The sequence below is a fragment of the Yoonia tamlensis genome, from assembly GCF_900115105.1.
Taxonomy (GTDB): Bacteria; Pseudomonadota; Alphaproteobacteria; order Rhodobacterales; family Rhodobacteraceae; genus Yoonia; species Yoonia tamlensis.
Window position 1 is genome coordinate 160,189 of record NZ_FOYP01000003.1, and the last position, 23,559, is coordinate 183,747.

28 protein-coding genes are annotated in these 23,559 nt (G+C 56.2%); 13 read left to right on the forward strand and 15 right to left on the reverse strand.

Going from position 1 to position 23,559, the window contains the following annotated elements; translation table 11 throughout:
* Positions 1 to 26: 26 nt before the first annotated feature.
* Both BM320_RS15680 and BM320_RS15685 read right to left on the reverse strand, forming a co-directional pair.
* Positions 27 to 692: a GntR family transcriptional regulator gene (locus BM320_RS15680; protein ID WP_242651080.1), complete on the reverse strand. Its 666-nt coding sequence runs from the start codon at positions 690 to 692 to the stop codon at positions 27 to 29.
* A 20-nt stretch (positions 693 to 712) separates the two neighbouring features.
* Entirely contained in the window at positions 713 to 1,099 is a 387-nt protein-coding gene (locus tag BM320_RS15685; RefSeq protein WP_090201744.1) for a YciI family protein, read from the reverse strand.
* An 86-nt stretch (positions 1,100 to 1,185) separates the two neighbouring features.
* On the opposite strand from BM320_RS15685, the gene BM320_RS15690 reads away from it, so the two are divergent.
* The 10 genes from BM320_RS15690 (at position 1,186) to BM320_RS15735 (ending at position 9,801) form a co-directional block, all read left to right on the forward strand.
* On the forward strand, positions 1,186 to 2,064 hold the full coding sequence (locus tag BM320_RS15690; protein WP_090201745.1) for a fumarylacetoacetate hydrolase family protein: 879 nt from the start codon (positions 1,186 to 1,188) through the stop codon (positions 2,062 to 2,064).
* Positions 2,064 to 2,729, forward strand: a complete 666-nt coding sequence (locus tag BM320_RS15695; RefSeq protein ID WP_090201746.1) for a malonic semialdehyde reductase — start codon at positions 2,064 to 2,066, stop codon at positions 2,727 to 2,729. The genes BM320_RS15690 and BM320_RS15695 overlap by 1 nt, the downstream gene beginning before the upstream one ends.
* 10 nt (positions 2,730 to 2,739) lie before the next feature.
* Positions 2,740 to 3,198 (forward strand): OsmC family protein, encoded by a 459-nt coding sequence (locus tag BM320_RS15700; protein WP_242651081.1) that lies wholly within the window; start codon positions 2,740 to 2,742, stop codon positions 3,196 to 3,198.
* A gap of 43 nt (positions 3,199 to 3,241) precedes the next feature.
* Complete coding sequence (locus BM320_RS15705) at positions 3,242 to 4,315, forward strand: C4-dicarboxylate TRAP transporter substrate-binding protein (protein ID WP_090201747.1); 1,074 nt, start codon at positions 3,242 to 3,244, stop codon at positions 4,313 to 4,315.
* A gap of 30 nt (positions 4,316 to 4,345) precedes the next feature.
* A complete protein-coding gene (locus BM320_RS15710) occupies positions 4,346 to 4,897 on the forward strand; it encodes a TRAP transporter small permease subunit (RefSeq protein ID WP_090201748.1) in 552 nt (183 codons plus the stop codon).
* Complete coding sequence (locus BM320_RS15715; RefSeq protein WP_090201749.1) at positions 4,894 to 6,198, forward strand: TRAP transporter large permease; 1,305 nt, start codon at positions 4,894 to 4,896, stop codon at positions 6,196 to 6,198. Before BM320_RS15710 ends, BM320_RS15715 begins: the two co-directional genes overlap by 4 nt.
* A 19-nt stretch (positions 6,199 to 6,217) precedes the next feature.
* Positions 6,218 to 7,084 carry a dioxygenase family protein gene (locus BM320_RS15720; RefSeq protein WP_090201750.1) on the forward strand — a complete coding sequence of 289 codons (867 nt, stop codon included), beginning with the start codon at positions 6,218 to 6,220 and terminating at the stop codon, positions 7,082 to 7,084.
* Positions 7,085 to 7,155: 71 nt separating this feature from the next.
* Positions 7,156 to 8,028, forward strand: a complete 873-nt coding sequence (map, locus tag BM320_RS15725; protein WP_090201751.1) for a type I methionyl aminopeptidase — start codon at positions 7,156 to 7,158, stop codon at positions 8,026 to 8,028.
* Between the two features lie 102 nt (positions 8,029 to 8,130).
* Positions 8,131 to 9,162 (forward strand): TRAP transporter substrate-binding protein, encoded by a 1,032-nt coding sequence (locus BM320_RS15730; RefSeq protein WP_090201752.1) that lies wholly within the window; start codon positions 8,131 to 8,133, stop codon positions 9,160 to 9,162.
* 123 nt (positions 9,163 to 9,285) lie between these two features.
* The gene (locus tag BM320_RS15735; protein ID WP_090201753.1) at positions 9,286 to 9,801 is read left to right on the forward strand and encodes a hypothetical protein; all 516 of its coding nucleotides are present in this window, start codon (positions 9,286 to 9,288) and stop codon (positions 9,799 to 9,801) included.
* Here the strand turns inward: BM320_RS15735 and BM320_RS15740 are convergent.
* Entirely contained in the window at positions 9,798 to 10,796 is a 999-nt protein-coding gene (locus BM320_RS15740; protein WP_090201754.1) for a polyprenyl synthetase family protein, read from the reverse strand. The two genes, BM320_RS15735 and BM320_RS15740, sit on opposite strands and share 4 nt — an antisense overlap.
* 54 nt (positions 10,797 to 10,850) lie before the next feature.
* On the opposite strand from BM320_RS15740, the gene BM320_RS15745 reads away from it, so the two are divergent.
* The 3 genes from BM320_RS15745 (at position 10,851) to BM320_RS15755 (ending at position 12,104) form a co-directional block, all read left to right on the forward strand.
* Positions 10,851 to 11,069, forward strand: coding sequence for a putative signal transducing protein (locus tag BM320_RS15745; RefSeq protein ID WP_090201755.1), 219 nt, complete (start codon positions 10,851 to 10,853; stop codon positions 11,067 to 11,069).
* Entirely contained in the window at positions 11,062 to 11,817 is a 756-nt protein-coding gene (locus BM320_RS15750; RefSeq protein ID WP_242651082.1) for a tRNA1(Val) (adenine(37)-N6)-methyltransferase, read from the forward strand. The genes BM320_RS15745 and BM320_RS15750 overlap by 8 nt, the downstream gene beginning before the upstream one ends.
* 119 nt (positions 11,818 to 11,936) lie before the next feature.
* A complete protein-coding gene (locus tag BM320_RS15755; RefSeq protein WP_090201757.1) occupies positions 11,937 to 12,104 on the forward strand; it encodes a DUF465 domain-containing protein in 168 nt (55 codons plus the stop codon).
* 181 nt (positions 12,105 to 12,285) lie between these two features.
* Here the strand turns inward: BM320_RS15755 and phbB are convergent, their stop codons facing one another.
* From phbB to BM320_RS15815, 12 genes are all read right to left on the reverse strand, one after another.
* The gene (gene phbB / locus BM320_RS15760) at positions 12,286 to 13,011 is read right to left on the reverse strand and encodes an acetoacetyl-CoA reductase (protein WP_090201758.1); all 726 of its coding nucleotides are present in this window, start codon (positions 13,009 to 13,011) and stop codon (positions 12,286 to 12,288) included.
* Positions 13,012 to 13,077: 66 nt separating this feature from the next.
* Entirely contained in the window at positions 13,078 to 14,253 is a 1,176-nt protein-coding gene (locus BM320_RS15765) for an acetyl-CoA C-acetyltransferase (RefSeq protein ID WP_090201759.1), read from the reverse strand.
* Positions 14,254 to 14,327: 74 nt separating this feature from the next.
* On the reverse strand, positions 14,328 to 15,125 hold the full coding sequence (locus tag BM320_RS15770) for an EAL domain-containing protein (RefSeq protein ID WP_090201760.1): 798 nt from the start codon (positions 15,123 to 15,125) through the stop codon (positions 14,328 to 14,330).
* A 68-nt stretch (positions 15,126 to 15,193) separates the two neighbouring features.
* Positions 15,194 to 15,634: a molybdenum cofactor biosynthesis protein MoaE gene (locus tag BM320_RS15775; RefSeq protein ID WP_090201761.1), complete on the reverse strand. Its 441-nt coding sequence runs from the start codon at positions 15,632 to 15,634 to the stop codon at positions 15,194 to 15,196.
* Positions 15,635 to 15,880 carry a molybdopterin converting factor subunit 1 gene (moaD, locus tag BM320_RS15780; RefSeq protein WP_090201762.1) on the reverse strand — a complete coding sequence of 82 codons (246 nt, stop codon included), beginning with the start codon at positions 15,878 to 15,880 and terminating at the stop codon, positions 15,635 to 15,637. It abuts the gene before it with no gap.
* Positions 15,877 to 16,545 (reverse strand): CDP-diacylglycerol--glycerol-3-phosphate 3-phosphatidyltransferase, encoded by a 669-nt coding sequence (pgsA, locus tag BM320_RS15785; RefSeq protein ID WP_090201763.1) that lies wholly within the window; start codon positions 16,543 to 16,545, stop codon positions 15,877 to 15,879. Before pgsA ends, moaD begins: the two co-directional genes overlap by 4 nt.
* A gap of 48 nt (positions 16,546 to 16,593) precedes the next feature.
* Complete coding sequence (gene uvrC, locus BM320_RS15790) at positions 16,594 to 18,459, reverse strand: excinuclease ABC subunit UvrC (RefSeq protein WP_090201764.1); 1,866 nt, start codon at positions 18,457 to 18,459, stop codon at positions 16,594 to 16,596.
* A gap of 289 nt (positions 18,460 to 18,748) precedes the next feature.
* A complete protein-coding gene (locus BM320_RS15795; protein ID WP_090201765.1) occupies positions 18,749 to 19,525 on the reverse strand; it encodes an SDR family oxidoreductase in 777 nt (258 codons plus the stop codon).
* Positions 19,526 to 19,685: 160 nt separating this feature from the next.
* Complete coding sequence (locus BM320_RS15800; protein WP_090201766.1) at positions 19,686 to 20,480, reverse strand: S49 family peptidase; 795 nt, start codon at positions 20,478 to 20,480, stop codon at positions 19,686 to 19,688.
* Between the two features lie 37 nt (positions 20,481 to 20,517).
* Positions 20,518 to 21,279 (reverse strand): ABC transporter permease, encoded by a 762-nt coding sequence (locus BM320_RS15805; protein WP_090201767.1) that lies wholly within the window; start codon positions 21,277 to 21,279, stop codon positions 20,518 to 20,520.
* Positions 21,276 to 22,202 carry an ABC transporter ATP-binding protein gene (locus tag BM320_RS15810; RefSeq protein WP_090201768.1) on the reverse strand — a complete coding sequence of 309 codons (927 nt, stop codon included), beginning with the start codon at positions 22,200 to 22,202 and terminating at the stop codon, positions 21,276 to 21,278. The genes BM320_RS15805 and BM320_RS15810 overlap by 4 nt, the downstream gene beginning before the upstream one ends.
* A gap of 90 nt (positions 22,203 to 22,292) precedes the next feature.
* The gene (locus tag BM320_RS15815) at positions 22,293 to 23,267 is read right to left on the reverse strand and encodes a type I glyceraldehyde-3-phosphate dehydrogenase (RefSeq protein WP_090201830.1); all 975 of its coding nucleotides are present in this window, start codon (positions 23,265 to 23,267) and stop codon (positions 22,293 to 22,295) included.
* Positions 23,268 to 23,559 lie beyond the last annotated feature (292 nt).

Below are 23,559 nucleotides of genomic sequence, written 5' to 3' on the forward strand. Positions count from 1 at the left end.
CCAATTAAATCGGCAAAATAGGCCGTTTAGATATCAAGCTCACGTGTCAGATATTCCCCTGTCAGCCTGTAATGGCTAAGCAGTCGGGCCGATGCGCGGTCCTGGTCACGCTGAATTGCGGCTTCGAGAATCTCTTCATGTTCGGCGGAAACATCGCGTTTTTGGTAGGTGTTGCTTTTTGCTGCCAAATACCGATAGCGGATATTCAAATCATAAAGCTGCGCACATAGCCGCTCTAGAATAGGGGAATGGCTATTTGCCAAAAGCGCCATGTGGAATTTCTTGTGCGCCTCTTCAAACAGCTTTGTTCCCTGCCCGCTTGCCTTTTTCATATGGTGGTGCGCCAGAACCAGCTTTTCTTCCCACGCGGGCGACGCATTTTGGATCGACTGCCGCAGCGCCAGATCCTCGAGCGTGCAGCGCAGGGCAAGAATTTCTTCGAAATTTGCCTTGCTGGCGGGGGCCGCGCGAAACCCGCGCTGGTCAATGCGTTCTACCAACATATCAGAGGTCAGCAGGCTTAACGCCTCGCGGACCGGTGACGCGCCCGTGTTCAGCAACCCGCGCAGCTGTTCGATCTTTAACTTTTCGCCCGCAGGCAAAGCGCCTGTCAGGATCATTTCGCGCAGGGTCACATAGGCGCCATGTGTCGCTGACGTCTCTTTGACCCGCGTGCCATCAATCATACTCATATCGGGACTTTCACTATCATTCAGCTAAGGTTAACGGCCTTTGTCGAGAGTCCAACAGAAAGGTGCAACGATCCTTCGTTTATCATCCATCGCCGCAAGGTAAAACTGCGCGCGCCGCACTTGTGCATCGGATCGGCTTCGGCAAGTGCTTGGGCGGCTTCAAGACTGGGCGCGCGGTAAATGATCAGCCCGACCCCTTGCATATGCGCGCCGGTTTCATCCGACATCGGCCCTGCAAGCGCCAATTGGCCCGCCTGCTCGAGCTGTGCCTGATACGCCAGATGATCTGGCAACGCCGCTTTGACGTCCTCGGGGGCCTTTGCAGGCGTACTATGCGCCACATAAAGTTCAAGTGCGAGCGCCCCGCGCGCCTTTGCTTCGGCTTTGTAGTCGGACCATGCAACCATTGTCTGCTTCTCCAAAAATATCGATATTTATTGACATCTAGCATTATTGTAGGCAGAATTTATGTGAACTGACAAGGAAGAGTTGCATGAAATATCTGGTGGGCGAGACAACCAATGGCACCGCGGTGTTCGCTGTCGACGGTGAAAATGCCGTTAATTTGACCGCTTTAAACGCAGAAATCGGCGACGATCTGATTGGGATTGTGCAGAACCCACAACTGATCGAATCAATCGCAGACCGAATCGCTGACGCGCCGCGCGTCGCCGTTTCCGCGATCACACCGGCCCTGCCCATCGCAAATCCCGGCACGATTATCTGCCTTGGTCTGAACTATACCGACCACATCAAAGAGGGCGGATATGATATTCCCGATTACCCTGCGTTGTTCATGCGCGGAAAGAATTCGATCATGGCCGCAGGCGCGCCGCTTGTGCGTCCGACATGTTCGGAAAAACTGGATTACGAAGCCGAACTGATGTTCATCGTCGGCAAAGGCGGCCGCCATATTTCCGAAGCGGACGCATTGGACCACGTGTTCGGCTATACGGTATTCAACGACGGTTCTGTGCGCGACTACCAGCGCAAGACGCACCAATGGACACCAGGCAAAAACTTTGACGACACCGGCGCGATTGGCCCGTTTGTCGTCACCCCCGACGAAGTCCCCGCCGGTGCCTCTGGCCTGAAAATCGAAAGCCGCGTCGGCGACGAAATTTTGCAATCATCAAACACCGGCAACATGATCTGGTCCGTGGCCCAAACGATTGCGACAATTTCACAATACACCACGCTTGAACCTGGCGACCTGATCGCAATGGGCACACCCCCGGGCGTAGGTCACGCCAAAAAACCGAACCCGCGCTGGTTGGTGCCTGGTGAAACTGTCGAAATCGAAATCGAAGGGATCGGCATCTGTGCAAACCCGATTGTCGACGAAGCCGACCACAATAAAGGGGCCGCGTAATGAACGCCCCGACTGGCAAGGTACTTGCGGAGCTGCGCGCCAAGGCGCAAGCCGACCACCGCGCGCTGCGCAGCCGTATCGACCGGCTTTCTGATGATGCGATTGATCTGATCTTACGCGATGCGCGGTCACATTACGCATGGACCGACAAACCGATCCCCGACGGGCTCCTTGAAGAGCTGTATGAAATCACCAGCAATGGCCCGACCAGCATGAACACGCTGCCCGCGCGCTTTACGTTTGTCTACACACCCGAAGGCAAGGCAAAGCTGGCAAAATCGCTCAAGCCGCAAAACGTGGCCAAAATGATGGGGGCGCCCGTGACCGTGATTGTGTCGCATGACATGGATTTTTGGAAACGGCTGCCCGAATTGTTCCCGCACGAAGACCGCAGGCACCTGTTCGACGGCAAACCCGAATATTGCGCAGACACCGCGTTTCGCAATGGCACGATGCAAGGCGCATATCTGATGATTGCCGCGCGCGCGCTTGGACTGGATGTCGGGGCAATGTCGGGGTTTTCGAATGCAATCGTCGACGAGGAGTTCTTTGCCGGCACAACCATAAAATCCAATTTTCTGTGCAACATCGGCTATGCTGATGAAACGGCACTGTTTCAGAAACTGCCGCGGCTCGCATTCGATCAAGCCTGTAGTTTCGCCTGAGGAGATACCAATGGCCATCAAAATGAAGACAGTCGTGACCTACCGGACGACGGCGCAATGCCCGACCCACGCGCGCACCGAAATTCCGGTCAGGGATTTGACTGTCACCGTCGATGAACCATTGGAGAGGGGAGGCACCAACCTTGGTGCTTCCCCTACCGAAACCGCTATGGCGGCGCTGATCGCTTGCACAAATGTGATCGGCCACAAGAACGCACATCGGCTGGGTATTGATCTGGGCGAAGTGACAATCGACGCGAATTGCCAGTTCGACCGGCGCGGCGTTCTCATGGAGGAAGAGATCGACGTGCCTTTCCCGGCCATCACACTCACGGTGAATTGCAACACGACCACCCGCCAGGAGGATCTGACGGCGGTTGGCCTTGAGACCGCAAAATACTGTGCCATCGCCAAATTGTTCGAAGCGGCAGGCACAGAACTGACGGTCAACTGGGTGAAGACGAACTAGTCACTAAAACGGGCAAAAAGCCCACTTTCTGGGAGGAAAACAAATGATTAATTGGACACGCCGCAGCTTGATGGGTGCGGCCCTTGCGACCATGACAGCGATGCCTGTCGCGGCGCAGGAAACAATTTCCGCGGTCGTCATTGACGGTTATCCCGCGCGTTCGCTCTGGGTACAGGAATTTACGGATTTCTTCATCCCCGAGGTTGATCGTCGCCTTGCCGAAACCGGCAATTACGTGATGGACTGGCAGGAAAACTATGGCGGTTCGATCGTCAAGCCGCGCGGCGTGCTTGAAGGTATCCAGCTTGGTCTTGGTGATATCGGGATTGTCACAACGATTTTCCATTCGTCCAAACTGCCCAGCCAGGGTCTGGCGGCTGTAACCCCGTTTGTGTCATCTGACGCACGCGCCGTTGCACGCGCGATTGACGAAATCGCACGCGAATTCCCCACCATGCAAAACGAATTTGCGGCCCAAAACCAGGTCTATCTGGCGACCGGCGTTGTGCTTGACAGCTATCAGGTCTTTTCTGTGAACGAACTTAGCGGCATCGCCGATCTGGAAGGTTTGAAAGTTGCGGGCGCTGGCATGAACTTGCGTTATCTTGAAGGTATCGAAGGTGCGGCAGGGGTCCGTGGCGGCCTGACCGACTTTTACAACATGCTGCAAACCGGTCTGGTTGACGCGGCGCAATTGTGGCCAGAAGCCGCAGCAACATTCAAGATCTCGGAAGTTGCGCCATACATGCTGCGTACGGATTTCGGCGCGGTGAACTCAAAAACCGTGACCGTGAACCAGGACTACTGGAACGCACTGCCTGACGAGGTCAAAGAAGTCCTGCAAGCCGTTGCCATCGATTACCGCGACCATCTGGCAGGTATCGCGATGGACATCGCCGCTGCTTCCGAAGCCGAATATATTGCATCCGGCGGGACCATTATCGAAGTGTCCGAAGAAGACCGCGCTGCTTGGGCAAATGCGATGCCGAACATCGCGCTTGAATTGGCAGAAACGCTGAACGCAAACGGTGAACCGGGGACAGAGATGCTCGCCGCTTATCTTGCGAAACTCGAAGCCGCAGGCTTTGTTGGCGTCCGCGACTGGACACAGCCTTAATCTCTGGCGATCCCTAAAGGGGCTTTGAATATGCTAAAAACGATGCTCAATGGCCTCTCGGGGGTCGCAAACAAGATGGCGATCATCGCCAATGCCGCAGGGACGCTGTGCGTGCTGGGCTTGGTGGTGATCCTCAATGTCGATGTCATTGCGCGGGGCGTGTTTAATGCCCCGCTCAAGGGCACCTATGAAATCGTCCAGCTTTCGGTCGTTTTCATTGTTTTCCTGCAATTGGCCGATGTGGTTCGCGTTGACCGGCTGACCCGCTCTGACGGATTCCTCAATGTGCTGCACAAACGCCGCCCCAAACTGACCGCAAACCTGCGCCGGATCATCAACGCTGTATCTGCAATTTTTATGGGGCTGGTTGCCTACATCATGTTCCCCGAATTCCTGCATATGTGGGAAACCCAAGACTTTTTCGGCGTGCCTGGCGTGTTCACCGCCCCCTGGTGGCCGATCAAACTGGTGATCGCCAGCGGCTGTGCGCTGTCTTGCGTGATCTTTGTTCTGAAAGTCATCACCGCCCAAGACCGCCCGCAATTGGTCCGAATCCCCGAACATAAAGAGCCCACCACATGAGCCCTATTGAAATTGGCCTGATTTCGGTCGTTGCTATCATCTTTTTGATCTATTCAGGCGTCTACATCCCGATTGCGCTTGGCACTGTTTCGCTGGTGTCGATCTGGCTGATGCGGGATAATTTCACGCTGTCGCTGAACCTTCTTAAGGTTGCTGTTGGCGATAGTGCGATGGAATACAGTTTTGCCACGATCCCGCTATTTACCTTTATGGGGCTCATAGTATCCAAAGCCGGATTGGGCAAAGACATCTACGAGGTCATGACCATGCGGTTTCGCAAGGTCAAAGGCGGGATCGGCATGGCAACCGTTGGCGCAAATGCCGTGTTTGCCGCTGTCACCGGATCGTCGATTGCCTCGGCTTCGGTCTTTACCAAAGTATCTGTGCCGCAGATGCTCGCGCAGGATTACAACCCGCGCTTTGCGGTTGGTGTTGTCGCCGGATCGTCCGTGCTGGGCATGATTATCCCGCCGTCTGCGATGCTGATCATCTATTCATTTGTCGCCGAACAATCGGTTGGGGATATGTTCCTTGCCGGTGTTATTCCGGGCATCATGTTGGCCGTCGCCTATGTCGGCGCAATTTGGTTCATGGGGCGGTTTACCCCCGGCTTTGTCGGCGGACGGGTTGTCGAAGACACTGAATGGATGTCGCGCCGTGAAATCGCATCAAAAACCCTGCCGACACTGGGCCTGATCACTGTGGTTCTGGGTGGGATTTATACCGGTTGGCTGACCGCCGTTGAGGCAGGCGCCGCTGGCGGGCTTGTCGCACTTTGTATCGCGGTTGCGCGCAGGTCCATGTCGCTGTCGACCTTTTGGGACGCGCTTTTGGAAACCGGCCATATCACGGCGGCAATCCTGTTCTTGATCACTGCTGCGTCAATCTACAGCCGGATGCTGGGCATGGCGGGCCTGCCAAACCAGCTTCAGGATATGCTGGCAGGGAATGAGGCCACGTTCTGGGTTGTGATGCTGCTCTATGTGCTGTTGATGCTGTTTTTGGGTACATTGCTGGATACCGCATCAATCATTCTGATCGTGGTGCCGCTGTTCCTGCCGATGATCGAAGCCATGGATTTGTCATTGATCTGGTTCGGGATCATCACCGTTGTCGGCGCTGAAATCGGCTTGTTGACCCCACCGCTTGGCATTTCGTGCTTTGTGATCAAATCGACAATCAATGATGACCGCATTTCATTGATGGATGTGTTTATGGGCGCGCTACCCTTCGCCTTTGTCATGCTGATCGCACTGCTGATCCTGATCCAATTCCCAATCCTGAGCCTCGCGCTTATCTAATCAAGAAGAGGTCGTTCCCATGCGTAACGTTACCAAAGACAATATCACCGATGTATTCAAATCATACATGGCGGCCAGCACGGACGCGCGCACGCGCGAGGTTATGAACGCACTGGTGCAGCACATGCATGATTTCGCCCGCGAAGTGAACCTGACCCATGATGAATGGCGCAAGGGGATCGCGTTCCTCGAAGGCTGCGCCGCGATTGAAAGCGAAGATCACCACGAATTTGTGCTGGCCTCTGACGTATTGGGCCTGTCGTCCCTCGTGGATATGCTGCATTCGCGGCCCGATGCGACGTCATCATCTGTGCTTGGCCCGTTTCACGTATCCGGCGCGCCACCATTGGCGGTCGGCGGCGACATGAAACGCCATTACGGCGGTCCGGTCCTGCTGGCACAAGGCACAATCCGCGACACGGACGGCAACCCGATTCCCAATGCCGAACTTGATATTTGGCAAACCGCGCCCAACGGTATGTATGCAAGCCAAGACGACGAACAGGACACGTTTTCCTTCCACGGGCTTATGACTGTCGGCGAAGACGGCAGATACGCGTTTACCACCGTCAAACCCGTTGAATATACTGTCCCGTCTGACGGGCCTGTCGGGGATATCTTGCGCGCTTGCGGGCGTCACCCGTGGCGGCCATCACACCTGCATTACATCGTCAAAGCGCCAGGATTTAAAACTTTGGTAACTGAAATCTTCCCAGAAGATGACCCCTATCTGGACCAAGACACTGTATTCGGCGTCCGTGATGATCTGGTGATGACCTATGTCGAAAAACCAGCCAGCGACTTCCCTGAAGGCATGGCGATTTCAGGCACGGTAGACGCGCCGTTCCTGTCGGTCGAATTTGATGTGACCTTGGCGCGCGCTTAACACGTGCGACTTGCCTAGAACTTTGGTCGCAAATCCCCTATATCGCCCATAAGCGATAAAGGAAGACACGCGTGGACACGAACAAAAGCCGCATCACCAAGGATGGCATCCGGATTTACGACCCCAGCGATTTTGCAGGGATGGCCAAGGCTGGCGCTTTGGCCGCCAAAATTCTTGATGATATTGCCGACCATGTGCGCGTGGGGCAAACCACAGGCGAACTGGACCGCCTGATTACCAGTTGGGTCAATGACGCGGGCGCCGTGTCCGCGACGATCGGCTACAAAGGCTACAAGCATGCCAGCTGTATTTCGGTAAACCACGTGGTTTGCCACGGCATCCCCGGCGCGCCCATTCCCAAAGGTGCATCTGAAACCGTGTCAAAGGACCTTGAAAAGCGGCGGGGCAATGACGCGCTAAAGGCGGGCGATATTCTGAATATCGACGTGACCGTGATCGTGGACGGCTGGTTTGGCGATTGCAGCCGGATGTATGTTGCAGGCAAACCAAAACCCATCGCGCGCAAACTGATCGATGTGACCCATGACGCGCTGATGCTGGGGATCGCTGCGGTGAAACCGGGCAATACATTCGGCGATATCGGCCATGCAATTCAATCCTATGCCGAAGGCCAAGGCATGTCTGTCGTCCGCGATTTTTGCGGTCACGGGCTTGGCCGCGTGTTTCATGCGCCGCCCAATGTCGTGCATTTCGGCCGCCCTGGCACAGGGCCGAAGCTCGAAGCGGGGATGTTTTTTACCATTGAACCGATGATCAACCTTGGCCGTCCTTATGTCGAAGTCTTGCGCGACGACTGGACCGCTGTAACGGCGGATAAATCCCTGTCAGCGCAATTCGAACATTCAGTCGGGGTAACTGAAAACGGCTGCGAGATTTTTACCCTTTCACCCGGCGGGCGGTATCACCCCACTTCGGATTACTAGGTGCTTTTTTGCGAATGACTTGCAACTGGCGCGCGCCACCTCTATATGGGTGGTGTCGCTAGCGGTGGCATCCCCCCTACATAACTAACGAAAGGATGCTTCATGCACCTGAAAGAATACGCCGCATGCGCGGCCGCAATCTCGATGTTCGCAACCGCGGGCTTTGCCCAAGAAGTCACGCTGCGGTTCCAGCATTTTGTCTCTCCGGCAAGCGCAAACCCCACCTATTTCATGCAGCCTTGGGCTGATGCGATCGAAGAACAATCAAATGGACGGATCAAGGTAGAACTGTACCCGTTCATGCAGTTGGGCGGCTCTGCCCCGAACCAGTTCGACCTGATCCGCGACGGCGCGATTGATGGCGGCTGGGTGATTCCAGCCTATCAGCCCAACCGTTTCCCCGAGGCCGAAGCGCTTGAACTGCCGTTCATGACGTCCAAATCAGGCGAAGAGGCCAGCGCCGCAGCTTGGGACTACACCCAAACCTATCTGATGGATGATTTCGCCGACGTCCACGTGATTGCCGCACATATGCACGGGCCTGGCATCGTGCATAAACGCGGGCCCGCGATTGAAACTCTCGAAGATTTCGAAGGCTTGAAACTGCGTGGCCCGTCACGCCCCGCGACGATGCTACTCGAGGCGCTTGGCGCAACGCCCATCGGCATGCCCGTCCCGCAATTCCCCGAAGCCCTGTCAAAGGGCGTGGTTGATGGCGGCGTGATCACATGGGAAATGTCCCCATCGCTGAAACTGGATGAATTGACAGACAGCCACACCGATGTTGCGGGCGATCAGGCGCTTTATAATCTCTATTTCATCTGGGCGATGAACAAGGACGTCTATGAAGGCATGCCCGACGATCTGCGCGCAATCATCGACGCCAATTCCGGCATGATGGCCAGCATGTGGGCGGGGCGCGCGCATGATACCGGTGACGCCGTCGGGCGCGACCTGATGGCTGCAGCAGGCAATGAAATCGCAACATTGTCCGAAGCCGAAACCGCACGGATCGCCGCAGTTGGCGCCGAGGTCACACAAGCATGGATCGCCGAGATGAATGACAAAGGCTTTGACGGCGCAGCACTGGTTGCAGCAGCACAGGCCGCGGTTGCGGACAATCTGATGCAATAGCATTTCGCAGGCGGGGCGATGTAATCATTGCCCCGCGCAGACTTTTACACGTTTACCTTGCAAACCGCTGCGTATTACCTGACCATTACCCGTAGGTTAGCTACATACTTAAGGTTTACTTCTTTGCCCCTCATTATCCTTTTTCTTACTTCGGTTGGCGCGGCTATTTGGTGGTGGGTCAGACAGAACCCTGGCGATGCGATTGATACAGCTGTTGATGTAGCAACAACAGTACGCAATGCGCCACGCAAGCTTGCATTCCGCAAGCAAACCAACGCGCACCCGGTCGAAGGTATTGATGACCCGCGCATCGCTATCTGCGCAATTGCGCAGGCGTTCATCGAATTGGATGATCTGCCAACCAAAGATCAACGCGACAGCTTGCACATTATGCTGCGCACAAAATTGCGCTGCACGGCGGCAGAAGCCGAAGAAATGGAAGTCTTGGGCCGCTGGCTTCAGGCCCAGTGCCAAGACACGCAATCTGCAATTACCCGTCTGGCACGTCGCTTACGCAAAATCGACGGTGAAGCGTCGTGGGATCTACTGCAAGACGTCTTGGGCGGGTTGATCGAAGGTGAACTATCGACAAACCAGGTTTCCGCGATTGCAGATATCAAACGCGCATTTCACCGCTAGGTAATCCGTGCGACCACATAATCAGCCAGATCGATCAGCATTACTTTTAGCGGATGATCGGGGATCACGGACAGCGCTGATTTTGCCTTGTCTGCCCAAGCGATGGCGTCAATCCGCGTGGCTTCCATTGTGCCGTGTTTCGCCAAAAGGCTGATCGCGTGGTCCAGATCGTCGTCTTCCTGACGGCCTTTCTGGATCGTCCGCTCCCAGAATGCACGTTCTTCATCGTCCGCAGCCGCGATAGCGCGGATCACCGGCAGGGTCAGTTTGCGTTCGCGGAAATCATCGCCGATATTTTTGCCGGTCGCCGTTGTACCGCCGTAATCAAGCAGGTCATCGACAATCTGGAACGACACGCCCAGCGCATCGCCGTAATCGTAAAGCGCCTGTTTCGTCGCCGCATCCTGCCCTGCAATTTCGCCGCCGACTTCCATTGCGGCTGAAAACAGCGCGGCGGTTTTGCCGCGCACAACTTGGATATAAATGTCTTCGGTCGTGGCCAGATCGCTCGCGGCGGTCAGTTGCAAAACCTCGCCCTCGGCAATGGTTGCCGATGCGTTCGCCAGAATATCAAGCACGCGCAAGGAACCGGTTTCGACCATCAATTGAAATGACCGCGCGAACAGGTAATCACCGACCAGCACGCTTGATGTGTTATCCCACAGCAGGTTCGCCGTGGGGCGGCCACGGCGCTGGCTGCTTTCGTCAACGACATCATCATGTAGCAGGGTCGCAGTGTGAATGAATTCAACGGTCGCCGCCAGATGGATATGATAGGGCCCGTCATAGCCACACATCCGCGCCGCAGCGAGCGTCAGCATCGGGCGCAGGCGTTTGCCGCCCGCCTCAACCAAATGTGCTGTGACCTCGGGGATGCGCGGCGCATGTTTTGACGCCATCCGCGCGCGGATCATATCATTGACCGCCGCCAAATCATCGGCCAAAGCTGCGGCCAGCTGTTCGTGAGGTTTGGTGGCTGCTTGATCAAGGCTCATGCGCATTTCCGTGATGTGATAGACAAAGGCCCTGCCCCGTCTTAGGTCATAGATATGAAAGAGCTTTTGCGCACCAACGACATCACAGTCATCGCCTTTGCAACCGCCCTATTGGATAGCGCGGGTATAGACTGCTTCACCTTTGACGTAAATATGAGCGTCCTCGAAGGCAGCTTGGGCATAATGCCACGGCGGCTGATGGTTCTGGACCGCGATCTGTTCATGGCAGAAGCCATCATGCGTGATGCAGAGGTGGATTTGGGCCGTGAATAAGGACACCACATGCGATGATTTTCTGGGCGGTAAGCTGCGGATATTTCAGCCGCGCAAAGGATATCGCGCGGGCGTTGACCCTGTTTTGCTCGCGGCCAGTATCGCCGCGCGATCCGGTCAGACGGTGCTTGAACTTGGCTGCGGGGTTGGGGTGGCGTCGCTATGCCTTTGGGCGCGCGTGCCTGGCGTCATGGTCACAGGTGTCGAATTGCAAGAAGAATATGCCGCGCTCGCGAGGGAAAACGCCTTGGTAAACAATGCGGATTTTACCGTAGTCCAATCCGATTTGCGCCAGCTTCCCGCTGATTTGCGGCAAAAGCGGTTTGACCATGTGATCATGAATCCGCCCTATTTTGACCGCGCCAGCAGCGTTGCCGCCAAGGACGCGGGGCGTGACGTGGCATTGGCCGGCGACACGCCGCTTGCCGATTGGCTGGATATCGGCGCAAGACGAGTCGGACCGCGCGGCTATCTGACCATCATCCAGCGGATGGAACGGCTCCCCGAGGTCATAGCGGCCCTTGAGGGGCGGTTGGGCGCATTTATTTTGCGCCCCATCGCCGGACGGGCCGAACGCGCGCCAGAGCTGTTTTTGCTCCAAGCACGCCAAGAAGGACGCGCTGCATTCCGCATGGCCCCGACGCTAATTATGCATGCGGGCAGCGCACATAGCGCGGACAAGGAAACATACACGCCGCAAGTGCGCGCAATTTTGCGCAGCGGCGCGTATTTGAACATCGGCTCTTAATCTTCTGGCAAGGTATTTCAAGCAACCTAATGTCACATCTTATTGCGCGGTTGCAGCGTGACAGGGCGTCATAAATGTGCTGAACTATTTATACTACCAACCCATAGAGGAGGACGATCATGAGCTTGGTTTCACACCTGCAGGAACTGAAGAAGAAGCACCAAAACCTCTCTGACCATGTCGCGGTCATGCAACGCAGCCCGGCAACCGACGATCTTGAAATTGCGCATCTAAAGAAAAAGAAGCTTTTGCTGAAAGAAGAAATCGAAAAGCTAAGCGCACATTAATGAACTTGCAGGTGAAGTAGATTCGCCATTGTCGGCGCGTGCCGCGCGTTTTGACGCGCCACAGGTCCGGGAAATAGACACGTGATGTCACCCCCGCGAATGCGTAGATGAAACCCGGCACCCGACACGCAAAAAGGCCACGCCGTAATGACGTGGCCCCTTTTTTTGGCTGTTCCCGGTCTTAGACCATATATTGGCCGCCATTCGCCGAAATCGTAGAGCCGGTCACAAACCCTGCGTCATCAGATGCAAGGAACAAAACCGCGCGCGCAATTTCTGACGCTTCGCCCAGACGGCCCACGGGAATTTGCGGCAGGATCACCTCGTTCATCACTTTTTCGGGGATGGTGCTCATCATTTCGGTGTTGATATAGCCCGGAGCGACTACGTTGACCGTAATTCCGGCGCGTGCGCCTTCTTGCGCCAATGCTTTGGTGAAACCAATGTCACCCGCCTTTGCCGCAGCATAGTTTGCCTGTGCAAATTGCCCTTTTTGGCCGTTGATCGAACTGATCGTAATGATCCGGCCAAATTTGCGCGCCCGCATGCCCGGCCACACAGGGTGGGTCATGTTAAAGACGCCGGAAAGGTTGGTGTCGATGACCTCGTTCCACTGCTCTGGCGTGATTTTGTGGAACGGGGCGTCGCGGGTGATGCCCGCGTTGTTGACAAGAATATCAACGGGGCCAAGATCTGCCTCGACCTGTGCAATTCCGGCGGCGCAAGCCTCGTAATTGCCGACATCCCACTTGTAGGTCTTGATGCCTGTCTCGGCGGTAAAGGCTGCGGCTTTTTCATCGTTGCCGGCATAGGTCGCCGCGACGGTGTATCCAGCATCTTTCAACGCTGTTGAAATTGCTGCGCCGATACCGCGCGATCCGCCTGTAACGAGAGCTACTCGTGTCATGTGTTCTCCTCCCAGAGATTGTCGAAGCAATCTTGTTGCTCAATCAGATTGGTTACAGACATATTGTTACGGGCGCTCAACGCACATTGCAACACCCATACCGCCACCAATACACAAGGTCGCAAGACCTTTTTTCGCGCCACGCCGCTTCATTTCGAACAACAATGTGTTCAGCACACGGCAACCGGACGCACCAATCGGGTGGCCAATCGCAATGGCACCACCGTTGACGTTTACAATCGCCGGATCCCAGCCCATGTCCTTGTTGACGGCGCAGGCCTGCGCGGCAAATGCTTCGTTGGCTTCAACAAGATCCAGATCACCGACGGACCAGCCCGCCTTTTCAAGCGCCTTGCGGCTGGCCATGACCGGACCGACACCCATGATCGACGGGTCAAGACCGGCGGTTGCGTATGATGCAATACGGGCAAGCGGTTCGATCCCGCGTTTTTCTGCGTTATCGGCAGACATCAGCAAAGTTGCTGCGGCACCGTCGTTCAGGCCGGATGCGTTGGCAGCCGTCACAGATCCATCGCGTGTAAAGGCGGGGCGCAGTTTTTGCATGGCTTCCATCGTGGCGCCGTGACGGATATATTCGTCCTGATCGACAGTGATGTCGCCCTTGCGGGTTTTTACGATAAATGCCGCGATTTCATCCGCGAATTTGCCAGCCTTTTGCGCAGCTTCTGCCTTGTTTTGCGAGGCAACAGCGAATGTGTCCTGCATGTCTCGGGTGATGCCCCACTGGTCAGCCACGTTTTCAGCAGTTTGACCCATGTGGTAGTTGTTGAATGCATCCCACAGGCCGTCGCGGATCATCGTGTCGATGAACTGCATGTCACCCATTTTTTGTCCGGCGCGCAGATTTGCGGCATGCGCGCTGAGCGTCATGTTTTCCTGCCCGCCTGCGGCAACAATTGATGCATCGCCAAGCTGGATGTGCTGGGCCCCAAGCGCAACCGCTCGCAGGCCCGACCCACAAACCTGGTTGATGCCCCATGCTGCTGATTCAATTGGCAGCCCCGCTTTGATATGCGCCTGACGCGCCGGGTTTTGCCCCTGCGCAGCGGTCAGCACCTGACCAAGAATTGTTTCGCTCACTTCGGCCTTGTCGATGCCGGCACGAGCGACGACCTCTTCAAGGATGGCGGCGCCCAAATCATGTGCTGGCGTGTTGGCAAAAGCCCCGCCAAAACTGCCCACGGCGGTACGTGCGGCGGATGCGATAACAACATTAGTCATAAACTGTCCCCTTGGTTTTCGTCAGTCACCACAACGGTGCCACTTACACGCAAGACGCGCAAGGTGACTTGGGGTCACAGATCGAATTTTGGGACGCCGTAGTAGTACCCTTGCAGGCAATCAACGCCAAGCCCGCCCAAGAACGCCGCCTCTTGCGCTGTTTCAACCCCGTCGGCGATTGTGAACATTTCAAACTGCCGGGCGACAGTGATCAGCGCCTCTGCCAGAACCTGATTATCGACGTTCTTGTCGATGCCGCGGATAAAGCTTTTGTCGATCTTCACGAGGTCAAAAAAGAAGTCTTTCAGGTGCCGGAACGCAGTGAAGCCTGCACCAAACCCGTCAAGTGCAAAGGCGACCCCTTTGGGCTGCATTTCGGTCATAAAACGGATCACGTTTTCGGGCAGCAGCATCGCCGAGGTTTCGCTGATTTCAAAGATCAGCCGATCCCCGGGGTTGGCCCGATGCGTCAGCCCGCCATCCAGAATACGCCGCCATTCCCCATCCCCGATCGACCGCGCAGACAGGTTGACCGAAAGCCGCAATTGCGGCTGCGCAATCAACATCTTGATCGCAAGGTCTAGCGTCACACAGTCGATCTGGCGGCCCATGACCGTTTCTTCGATCAAGGGCATAAAATGCGCCGCGGGAATGATCCGTCCGGCATCATCCAAAAGCCGCACCAACCCTTCGTAAAAGGCGATTTTCGGGTTGTCTTCGCGGGTCATGATCGGCTGGAATGCCAGCCGCGCCCGCCCGTTGGCAAGCGCATCGCGCACCAGATCCATGACATCTGCATCGCGGCTGGCGATTGCATAGTTCAGTGGATCCCGTAGCGCGAGGTCATCCAATTCATTACTGGCAGTGTGCATGGTGCGATTCCGTTGAGACACCGCCAAACTGCACCCGACGGCCCTAACATCCGATTAAGAAGGTCGCATCACCAGCGTTTTAACGCGTCCTCGTCCGCATCTTTTGACGCAACCCAGCTTGCGCCGGCCTGTGTGATTTCCTTTTTCCAGAATGGCGCGCGCGATTTCAGGTAGTCCATCATGAAATCCGCCGCCTCAAATGCGGCAACGCGGTGCGCCGCTGCGGTCGCGACCATCATGATCGGTGCGCCCGGTTTCAGGTTGCCATAGCGGTGGATCACAAGGATATCCGCCAGTCTCCAGCGGCTTACCGCGTCTTGGGCGATGGTCTTGATCGCGGATTCGGTCATGCCGGGGTAATGTTCGATCTGCATTTCGTGCAGATCGTCCTGCGTGTCGCGCACCACACCGGTAAAGCTGACCACCGCGCCGATATCACGTCTGTCTTGGGCGAAACTGTTCAGCGTGGCGCCGACGTCAAACGGGTCTGACTGGACGCGGATGATCATCTAACCACCTGTCATTGGCGGGAAAAACGCGACCTCTTGCACGCCGGAAAGCGGCGCGTCAAATTCTGCCAATTCCTGATCCAAGGCCACACGCAGCGCCGATATATCCGCAAAGGCAGCGGCATAGCGTTCTTCGCGCGCGGTCAATTCTGCAACCAGTTCCGCGACGGTCGCGGCTTGCGTTTCAATCTGTTCTTGCGGCATGCCAATCCGTTCGCGCACCCATGCAAAATACATGACATTCATTGCGCATCGTCCCGCAGATAGGGGCGCGATTTGTTAAAATAATCCCAGCCGGTGATAACCGTAAGTGCTGCGGCAACCCATAGCACGATGATCCCAGCCCAGCTGCTGACAATCATGCCCTGATATTTCCACCACAGCCCCATTTCATCGGGTCCGCGGCCTGAAATCGCGTCGGTCACCATATCGGACGTCATCGCAAGCGACTGCATCCCGAAGTAATGCTCAAACGCCCCTGCCGCGAACAACAGCGCGATCCCGACCATTTGCGCGGTGGTCTTCCACTTTGCGAGCTTTGTGACCTTCAGCGTCCCCGCCGTATCGCCCAGAAATTCGCGCAGGCCCGAAACAAACACTTCGCGGAAAATGATCAGTGTCGCGGGCAGCAGAATATAGGGGTTCATGCCCGAAAATCCGGTGATCACCACAAGCGCGATAATCACCATCACCTTATCGGCGATAGGGTCCAGCATCGCGCCCAGTTTGCTTTCCTGTTTCCACAACCGCGCAAGATAGCCGTCCAGAAAATCGGTTAATGCGGCGCTCACAAATAGAACCAGCGCAAACCAATCGGCCCAAGGGCGGTTGAAATAAAGAAACATGATCGCAACGCCGGGCGCTGCGGCCAGCCGCAGGATGGTGAGGATATTGGGTAAATTCATTGTCATGTCTCTATCTAACCCGCGATTCTGCCGCTGGCCATATCCCAGATGCGATCAGCCCTTTTCGTGGAAATAGTCATAGATCACCTGCGCCAGCGCGTCCGATACACCAACGACAGCCTTGAGATCCGCAAGATTGGCGCGTGCCACGGCTTTGGCCGATCCGAAATGCGCCAAGAGCGCGCGTTTACGTGTCGCCCCGACGCCTGGCACATCATCAAGCGGCGTGGCCCCGATTGCCTTGCTGCGTTTCGCGCGGTGGGTGCCGATGGCAAAACGGTGGACCTCGTCACGCATGCGCTGAATGAAATAAAGCACCGGATCATTGTGGCGCAGCGCCATCACGGGGCGGCCAGTGCGGTAGAATTCCTCTTTGCCGGCGTCGCGGTCCTCGCCTTTGGCCACGCCAACCATCGCGATATCGCCGACCCCCAGCGTTTCCATAATTTCGCGCACGGCGCTGACCTGCCCCGCGCCGCCATCAATCAGCAACAGATCGGGCCAAGCGCCGGATGTACGGTCGGGGTCTTCTTTCAGAAGGCGTTGAAAGCGGCGGGTCATGACTTCTTTCATCATGCCAAAATCATCACCAGGGGTGAGCGTATCACCGCGAATATTGAACTTGCGGTACTGGTTCTTTTCAAACCCATCCGGCCCCGCAACCACCATCGCGCCGACGGCATGCGCACCTTGGATATGCGAGTTGTCGTAGACCTCGATCCGCTGCGGGATTTTCGCCAGATCAAAGGCCTCTGTCAGCCCCTTAAGCAGACGCGCCTGCGTCGCGGTTTCCGACATTTTGCGCGCAAGGCTTTCGCGGGCATTGCGCAGCGCATTATGCACAAGTTCGGCCTTTTCGCCGCGCTGCGGGATGATGACCTCAACTTTACGGCCCGCCTTTTCGGCCAGCGCATCGGCCATCAGTTCGTCATTGTCCAAACCATGCGACAAGATCACAAGCTTTGCAGGTTCGCGGTTGGCGTAGAACTGGCCGACAAAGGCTTCCATGACTTCTGACAGGTCTTCGTCGCCGCTGATGCGGGGGTAATAATCGTGGTTTCCCCAGTTCTGGTTGGCGCGATAGAAAAACACCTGCACGCAGGCCTGCCCGCCATCGGTGTGCAAGGCGATCACATCGGCCTCTGGCGTTGCTTGCGGGTTGATGCCTTGGGCCGATTGCACTTGGGTCAGCGCTTGAATACGGTCGCGAAGGGCGGCGGCGCGCTCAAATTCCAGCGCGTCAGAGGCCGCTTGCATCTGGGCGGCAAGGGTTTCTTGAATCCGCTTTGTGCGACCTTGCAGGAATTCTTGGGCGTCGCGCACGGTTTGCGCATAGTCCGCGTCTGACACCTTGCCACAACAGGGGCCGCTACAGCGTTTGATCTGATATTGCAGGCAAGGGCGCGTGCGGTTTTCGAATTCCGTGTCGGTGCAATTGCGCAGCAAAAACACCCGCTGCAACTGGTTCAACGTCCTGTTCACCGCGCCCGCACTTGCGAAAGGGCCAAAATAGGCACCCTTTTCCTTTTTAGCGCCGCGATGTTTTTTGATCTGCGGATAGGCGTGTTTATTGGTGACCAGAATATTGGGGAATGATTTATCGTCGCGCAGCAGCACATTATAGCGCGGCTTGAGCTGCTTGATCAGGTTTTGTTCCAGCAGCAGCGCTTCGGTTTCGGTGCGTGTGGTCAGAAACATCATCGACGCTGTTTCGCTGATCATCCGCGCGATCCGCGGCGAATGATTGCCAGGGCGGGCATAGCTGCTGACACGGTTGCGCAGGTTGCGTGCCTTGCCGACATATAGCACACGGCTTTCGGCATCGAGCATCCGGTAAACTCCGGGCGAGGAATCCAGCGTGCGCAAATAGTCGTGGATCAGCGCGTAGCCTGTGGTCTGTTGCGGTGTGGTTTGATCCATGTCGGGCCCTGATCTGTGATTCTGCCCCGGCTGCAATGGGAACGCAGGAGGGACAAGAGCAAAGGCATCCACCGTTTCTGTGGATAACCCCGTGGGTATTTCCAAGAGAGGTGGAAATTTCCCTTGAATTTAGCAGACTTCGTCGGTTTGCCTAAAAATTAGGCGCGTCAGCAAGTTATTGATTTTTAACTATATTATTATTTACTCCTGATTAACCCCCTGTAAGACAGGCCCTTTATGACGTTTGCGTGACAGCCCTGCGCCCCAAGTGCACAACTTGACGCAGAGGCTACTCAACGCCCAGCACATCCGGCGTCCGCCAGCCAAGGTGCTGCCCCCCGTCCACGGCAATCATTTGCCCTGTTACAGCCGGCGCATCCAGAAAATAACCAAGCGCCGCGGTGATATCCGCAGGATGCGCCCCGCGCCCCAAAATAGTCGCCGCGCGCTGCGCGCTAAAGTGATCTTGGGTCTGGCGTTGCCCGCGCAATGTTGGCCCAGGCCCAATCCCGTTAACACGGATATCGGGCGCCAGCGCCTGCGCTGTGGTTTGGGTCATCGCCCAAAGCCCCATTTTCGCGATGGTGTAGGTCATGAATTCGGGCGTCAATTTATGCACCCGCTGGTCCAGCATATTCACAATCAGCGCTTGCGCGACGGGTTCGCCATGTGCATCTGGCATCGCTTGCGGGGCTTGGGCGGCAAAACATTGGGTCAACACAAATGGCGCGCGCAAATTGGACCCCATATGCCGGTCCCAGTTTTCACGGGTGGCAGATGTCAGATTGTCATATTCAAATACAGATGCATTGTTCACCAAACAGGTGAGCGTCCCGCCCAGCGCATCCACCGCGCGCCCGACAAGCGCCTGTGCGGCGTCCTCATCCAGCAGATCCGCCTGCAACGCGACAGCCTTGCGGCCCATTGCCTGCAACTGCGCAACCGTTTCCGCGGCCCCGTCTTTGGACTGCGCATAATGCACCGCAACGTCATAGCCACGCTGCCCCAAATACAGCGCCATCGCCTGACCAAGCCGCGCGCCCGCCCCTGTCACCAGCGCCTTCATGGCCGGCACTTTTGGCATTGGCACGGGCCTTTACCGATCCGGTAACGTTGGCAATTGGGGCATTTCGCGTCAGATAGTTTTTGCTGCCCCGGAAACCGCCATTTCCCGAAAATACCCAGCACGCCTATAAAGGCGAGGAATAGAAAGATGCCTTTGATAATCACAGGCCGAACCTCGCAAATGCGGCGCGTTCTTCGATGCTGCCGACTGTATCACCGACAATCTGCGCCCCGAAACGTGACAAAAGCGATTTCCTTTGCCCATAGCGGCGGAACTGCACCTTATCGCCAAAACGCTGTTTCATCACCGGTGCAAGATGCCCGATCCCGTCGGCAAGCCCTGCGTCGATACCCTTTTGGCCGATAAACACCTCACCGGTGAACAGGTCGGGATTGCCCGACAGCTTGGGCCCGCGCCGCGATTGGACATAAGCGATAAAGGTTGCGTGGATATCATCCAGCCAACCCTTGAGCTTTTTCACGTCAGCAGTTTTTTCGGGCTTGAACGGGTCCATCATGGATTTGGATTTTCCGGCCGTGTGCACACGGCGTTCCACCCCGTAATTTGCAATCGCTTCATGCGCGCCAAAGCCCGCGCTGATCACCCCGATTGATCCGGTCATGGAACATGTATCGACGAAAATTTCATCCGCGGCACAGGCCAGCCAATAACCACCCGATGCGGCGACATCTTCGACAAAGGCGAAAACCGGCACTTTCTTTTCGTCCGCCAGCCGCCGGATACGCGCCGCGATCAGCGACGATTGCACAGGCGATCCGCCTGGGCAGTTGATTTCCAGCGCGACCGCTGCTGGTTTGCCTTTACGAAATGCTTTTTCGATCAGCGGCGCAAGGCCAGGATTGTCCAGCCCCCGCCCGTTATTGGTGATCACCCCTTGCAGCCGGATCACGGCAACAAAGGGCGGAGATTTCACAAAAGGGATAAAGCGTTTCATTGGGTGACCTTAGGCTGATTACAGGATTTCACAAAGACTATTGGCGAATGCGCCAGCCCGTGCGGAATATCCACCAGATCACCGCCATGCAGCCTCCGGTAAACAGCGCAATTGCGGCAAGTGAGATGCCAATGCTCACATCTGCGGTGCCAAAGAACGCCCAACGGAACCCCGAGATCAGATAAACGACAGGGTTAAACATGGCGATGGTCTGCCAGATGCCCGGTAGCATCGAGATCGAATAAAACGATCCCCCCAAAAACACGAGCGGCGTGATCACCAGAAGCGGGATGAGTTGCAACTGCTCAAAATTGCCGGCCCAGATACCGATGATAAACCCCAGCAATGAAAAGCTTAGGCAGGTCAGCACCAGAAAGGCGACCATCGCAACCGGATGCGCGATATGCAGGTCCACAAAGAAGAATGCCGTAATCAGGATGATCACCCCGATAAACATCGCCTTGGTCGCGGCCGCCCCCACATAGCCCAGCACAATTTCCAAGAAATTCACTGGGGCTGACAGCAATTCATAGATTGTGCCGATGAATTTGGGGAAATATATCCCGAAACTGGCGTTGGATGTGGCCTGCGTCATCACCGACAGCATAATCAGCCCCGGCACGATAAACGCGCCATAGCTGACGCCCTCGACCTCATCAATGCGGCTGCCAATGGCGGCGCCGAAAACGATGAAATAGAGCGATGTCGAAAGTACCGGCGAAATCAGGCTTTGGGTGATCGTGCGGAAAAACCGCTTCATCTCGGTCTTATAGATTGTCTGGACTGCGTAAATATTCATGATTTTTCCTTTACGAGCCCAACAAAGATGTCTTCAAGGCTGCTTTGCTTAGTTTGCAGATCGGTCATGACCAGCCCCGCAGCGGCCAGATCATTCAGCAGCGTCGTGATTCCGGTGCGTTCGCCCGTCGTTTCATAGGTATAGGTCAGGCGCAGCCCGTCATCGGAACGTTCCAGCGCATAGGCTGACAGCGCGGCAGGGATTTCAGCCACCGGATCGCTGATCGCAATCTGCAGCTGTTTTTGCCCCATCTGCGCCATCAATTCTGATTTATCCTGCACCAGCAGAATTTCACCGCCATTGATCACGCCAACACGGTCGGCGATGGCTTCGGCCTCTTCTATGTAATGTGTCGTCAGAATGATGGTGACGCCGTCCGCCTTCAGCCCCGCAACAATTTCCCACATATCCTTGCGCAATTCGACATCCACACCGGCGGTGGGTTCGTCAAGGAATAGCACACGCGGTTCATGCGCCAATGCCTTGGCGATCAGCACGCGGCGTTTCATCCCGCCTGACAGCGCCATGATCTTGCTGTTTTTCTTATCGCCCAGCGACAGCTGATCCAGAATACGGTTGATATATGCGTCATTGCGCGGCTTGCCGAATAGCCCGCGCGAAAAGCTGACCGAGTTGAACACGGTTTCGAACGGCTCAAGGTTGATCTCTTGCGGGACAAGCCCGATCAGATCGCGCGTGGCGCGGTATTGGGTGATCGTATCAAACCCGCCAACCGTGATCGATCCGCCTGTCGGCACAGTAATACCGCAGACCGTGGAAATCAGCGTCGTTTTCCCCGCCCCGTTCGGGCCAAGCAGCGCAAGAATTTCACCCTGTTCGATTTCAAGGTTAACGCCTTTGAGCGCCTCAAAACCGCCAGGGTAAGCTTTGCGCAGGTTCTTGATGGATATAATTGATGTCATGAGGCGCCCTTTGCCGGATTCATGGAACTTAACGTGAACGCGCGCAAAGGGGAAGGCCCATGCAGCACGGCGCGCGGCATGTTGTCGTCGCTAGGTAGTCATGATCTGCGCAACATCAAGCATCCGGCACGAAAATCCCCATTCGTTATCGTACCAGCCAAACACGCGCACCAACCCGCCTGCCGTCACGCGGGTTTCGGGCAGTGCCACAATCAGGCTTTCGGGGCGCGCACGCAAATCGGAAGACACCAGCGGTTTATCGGTGCATCCGATCACGCCCGTCTGCGCGCGGAACAATGCATGCACCTCATCCAGCGTGACGTGTTTGCCCAGTGTCACGGTCAAATCCACCGCCGAAACAGATGCCACAGGCACGCGCACGGCCGCCGCTTCGATCCTGCCTGCAATGTCGGGCAGCACCGCGTTCAAAAGATGCTGTGCCGAAGTTGTGGTTGGCACCATCGACAGCCCCGCCGCCCGGCTGCGCAACATATCACCGCGCGGCGCATCAATTGTCGGCTGGCTTCCGGTGTAACAGTGGATCGTCGTCATCCACCCCGTTTTCAGCCCCCATGTATCATCCAATAGCCGCACCAATGGCGCGAGCGCATTGGTCGTGCATGACGCGTTGGATACAATTTTCTGGTCAGCCAGCAGATGGTCGTTCGCACCCAGCACCAAGGTTAACGCAGCAGCAGCCGACGGCCCCGAGATCAACACCCGCCCAGCGCCTGCGCGCAAGCCGCGGCTGGCTATATCTGGCTGGTCGGCCTTGCCCGTACATTCCAGCAAGATATCAACCCCCGACAGGTCCAATGTGCTGACATCATCGGTGCGCGCTAGGGGAATCGACCGGCCATCCAGAACCAATGCACCGTCCACATATGCGGCTTGCCCTTGGTAGGGGCCAAATACACTGTCATAAGCGAACAGATGGGCGCATAGGTCGCCCGCGGCGATATCGTTTATGCCGACGATCTCGATTTCCGGCCATTTTCCGGCGGTCCAAGCTCGCAACAAAGTACGACCGATTCGCCCAAATCCATTGATGAAAACACGCGCCATATTTCTGCCCCCAAGGTCGTCGCGGGATCGTGCACCGCTGCGCATTTGGCAGCAAGAGCGATTCTTGCGCGGTGTCACAGAGTTTCCAAGTACTTGTTAACCAAGAATCAGCAGGTGATTCTCTGAATTCGCGAAAGTCACCGCGCCAAAGTGACGCTTCCCGGCATCACATTGGTGGAAATACGTCACTGTCGAAAAGAATTTGACTATTTTTTTAGCAGCCCACTGGCATCGCTCACAAATCTGGACGAAAAGCACCTTTTATCAGTGTAAGCAGGTGGTGTTAGGCGGA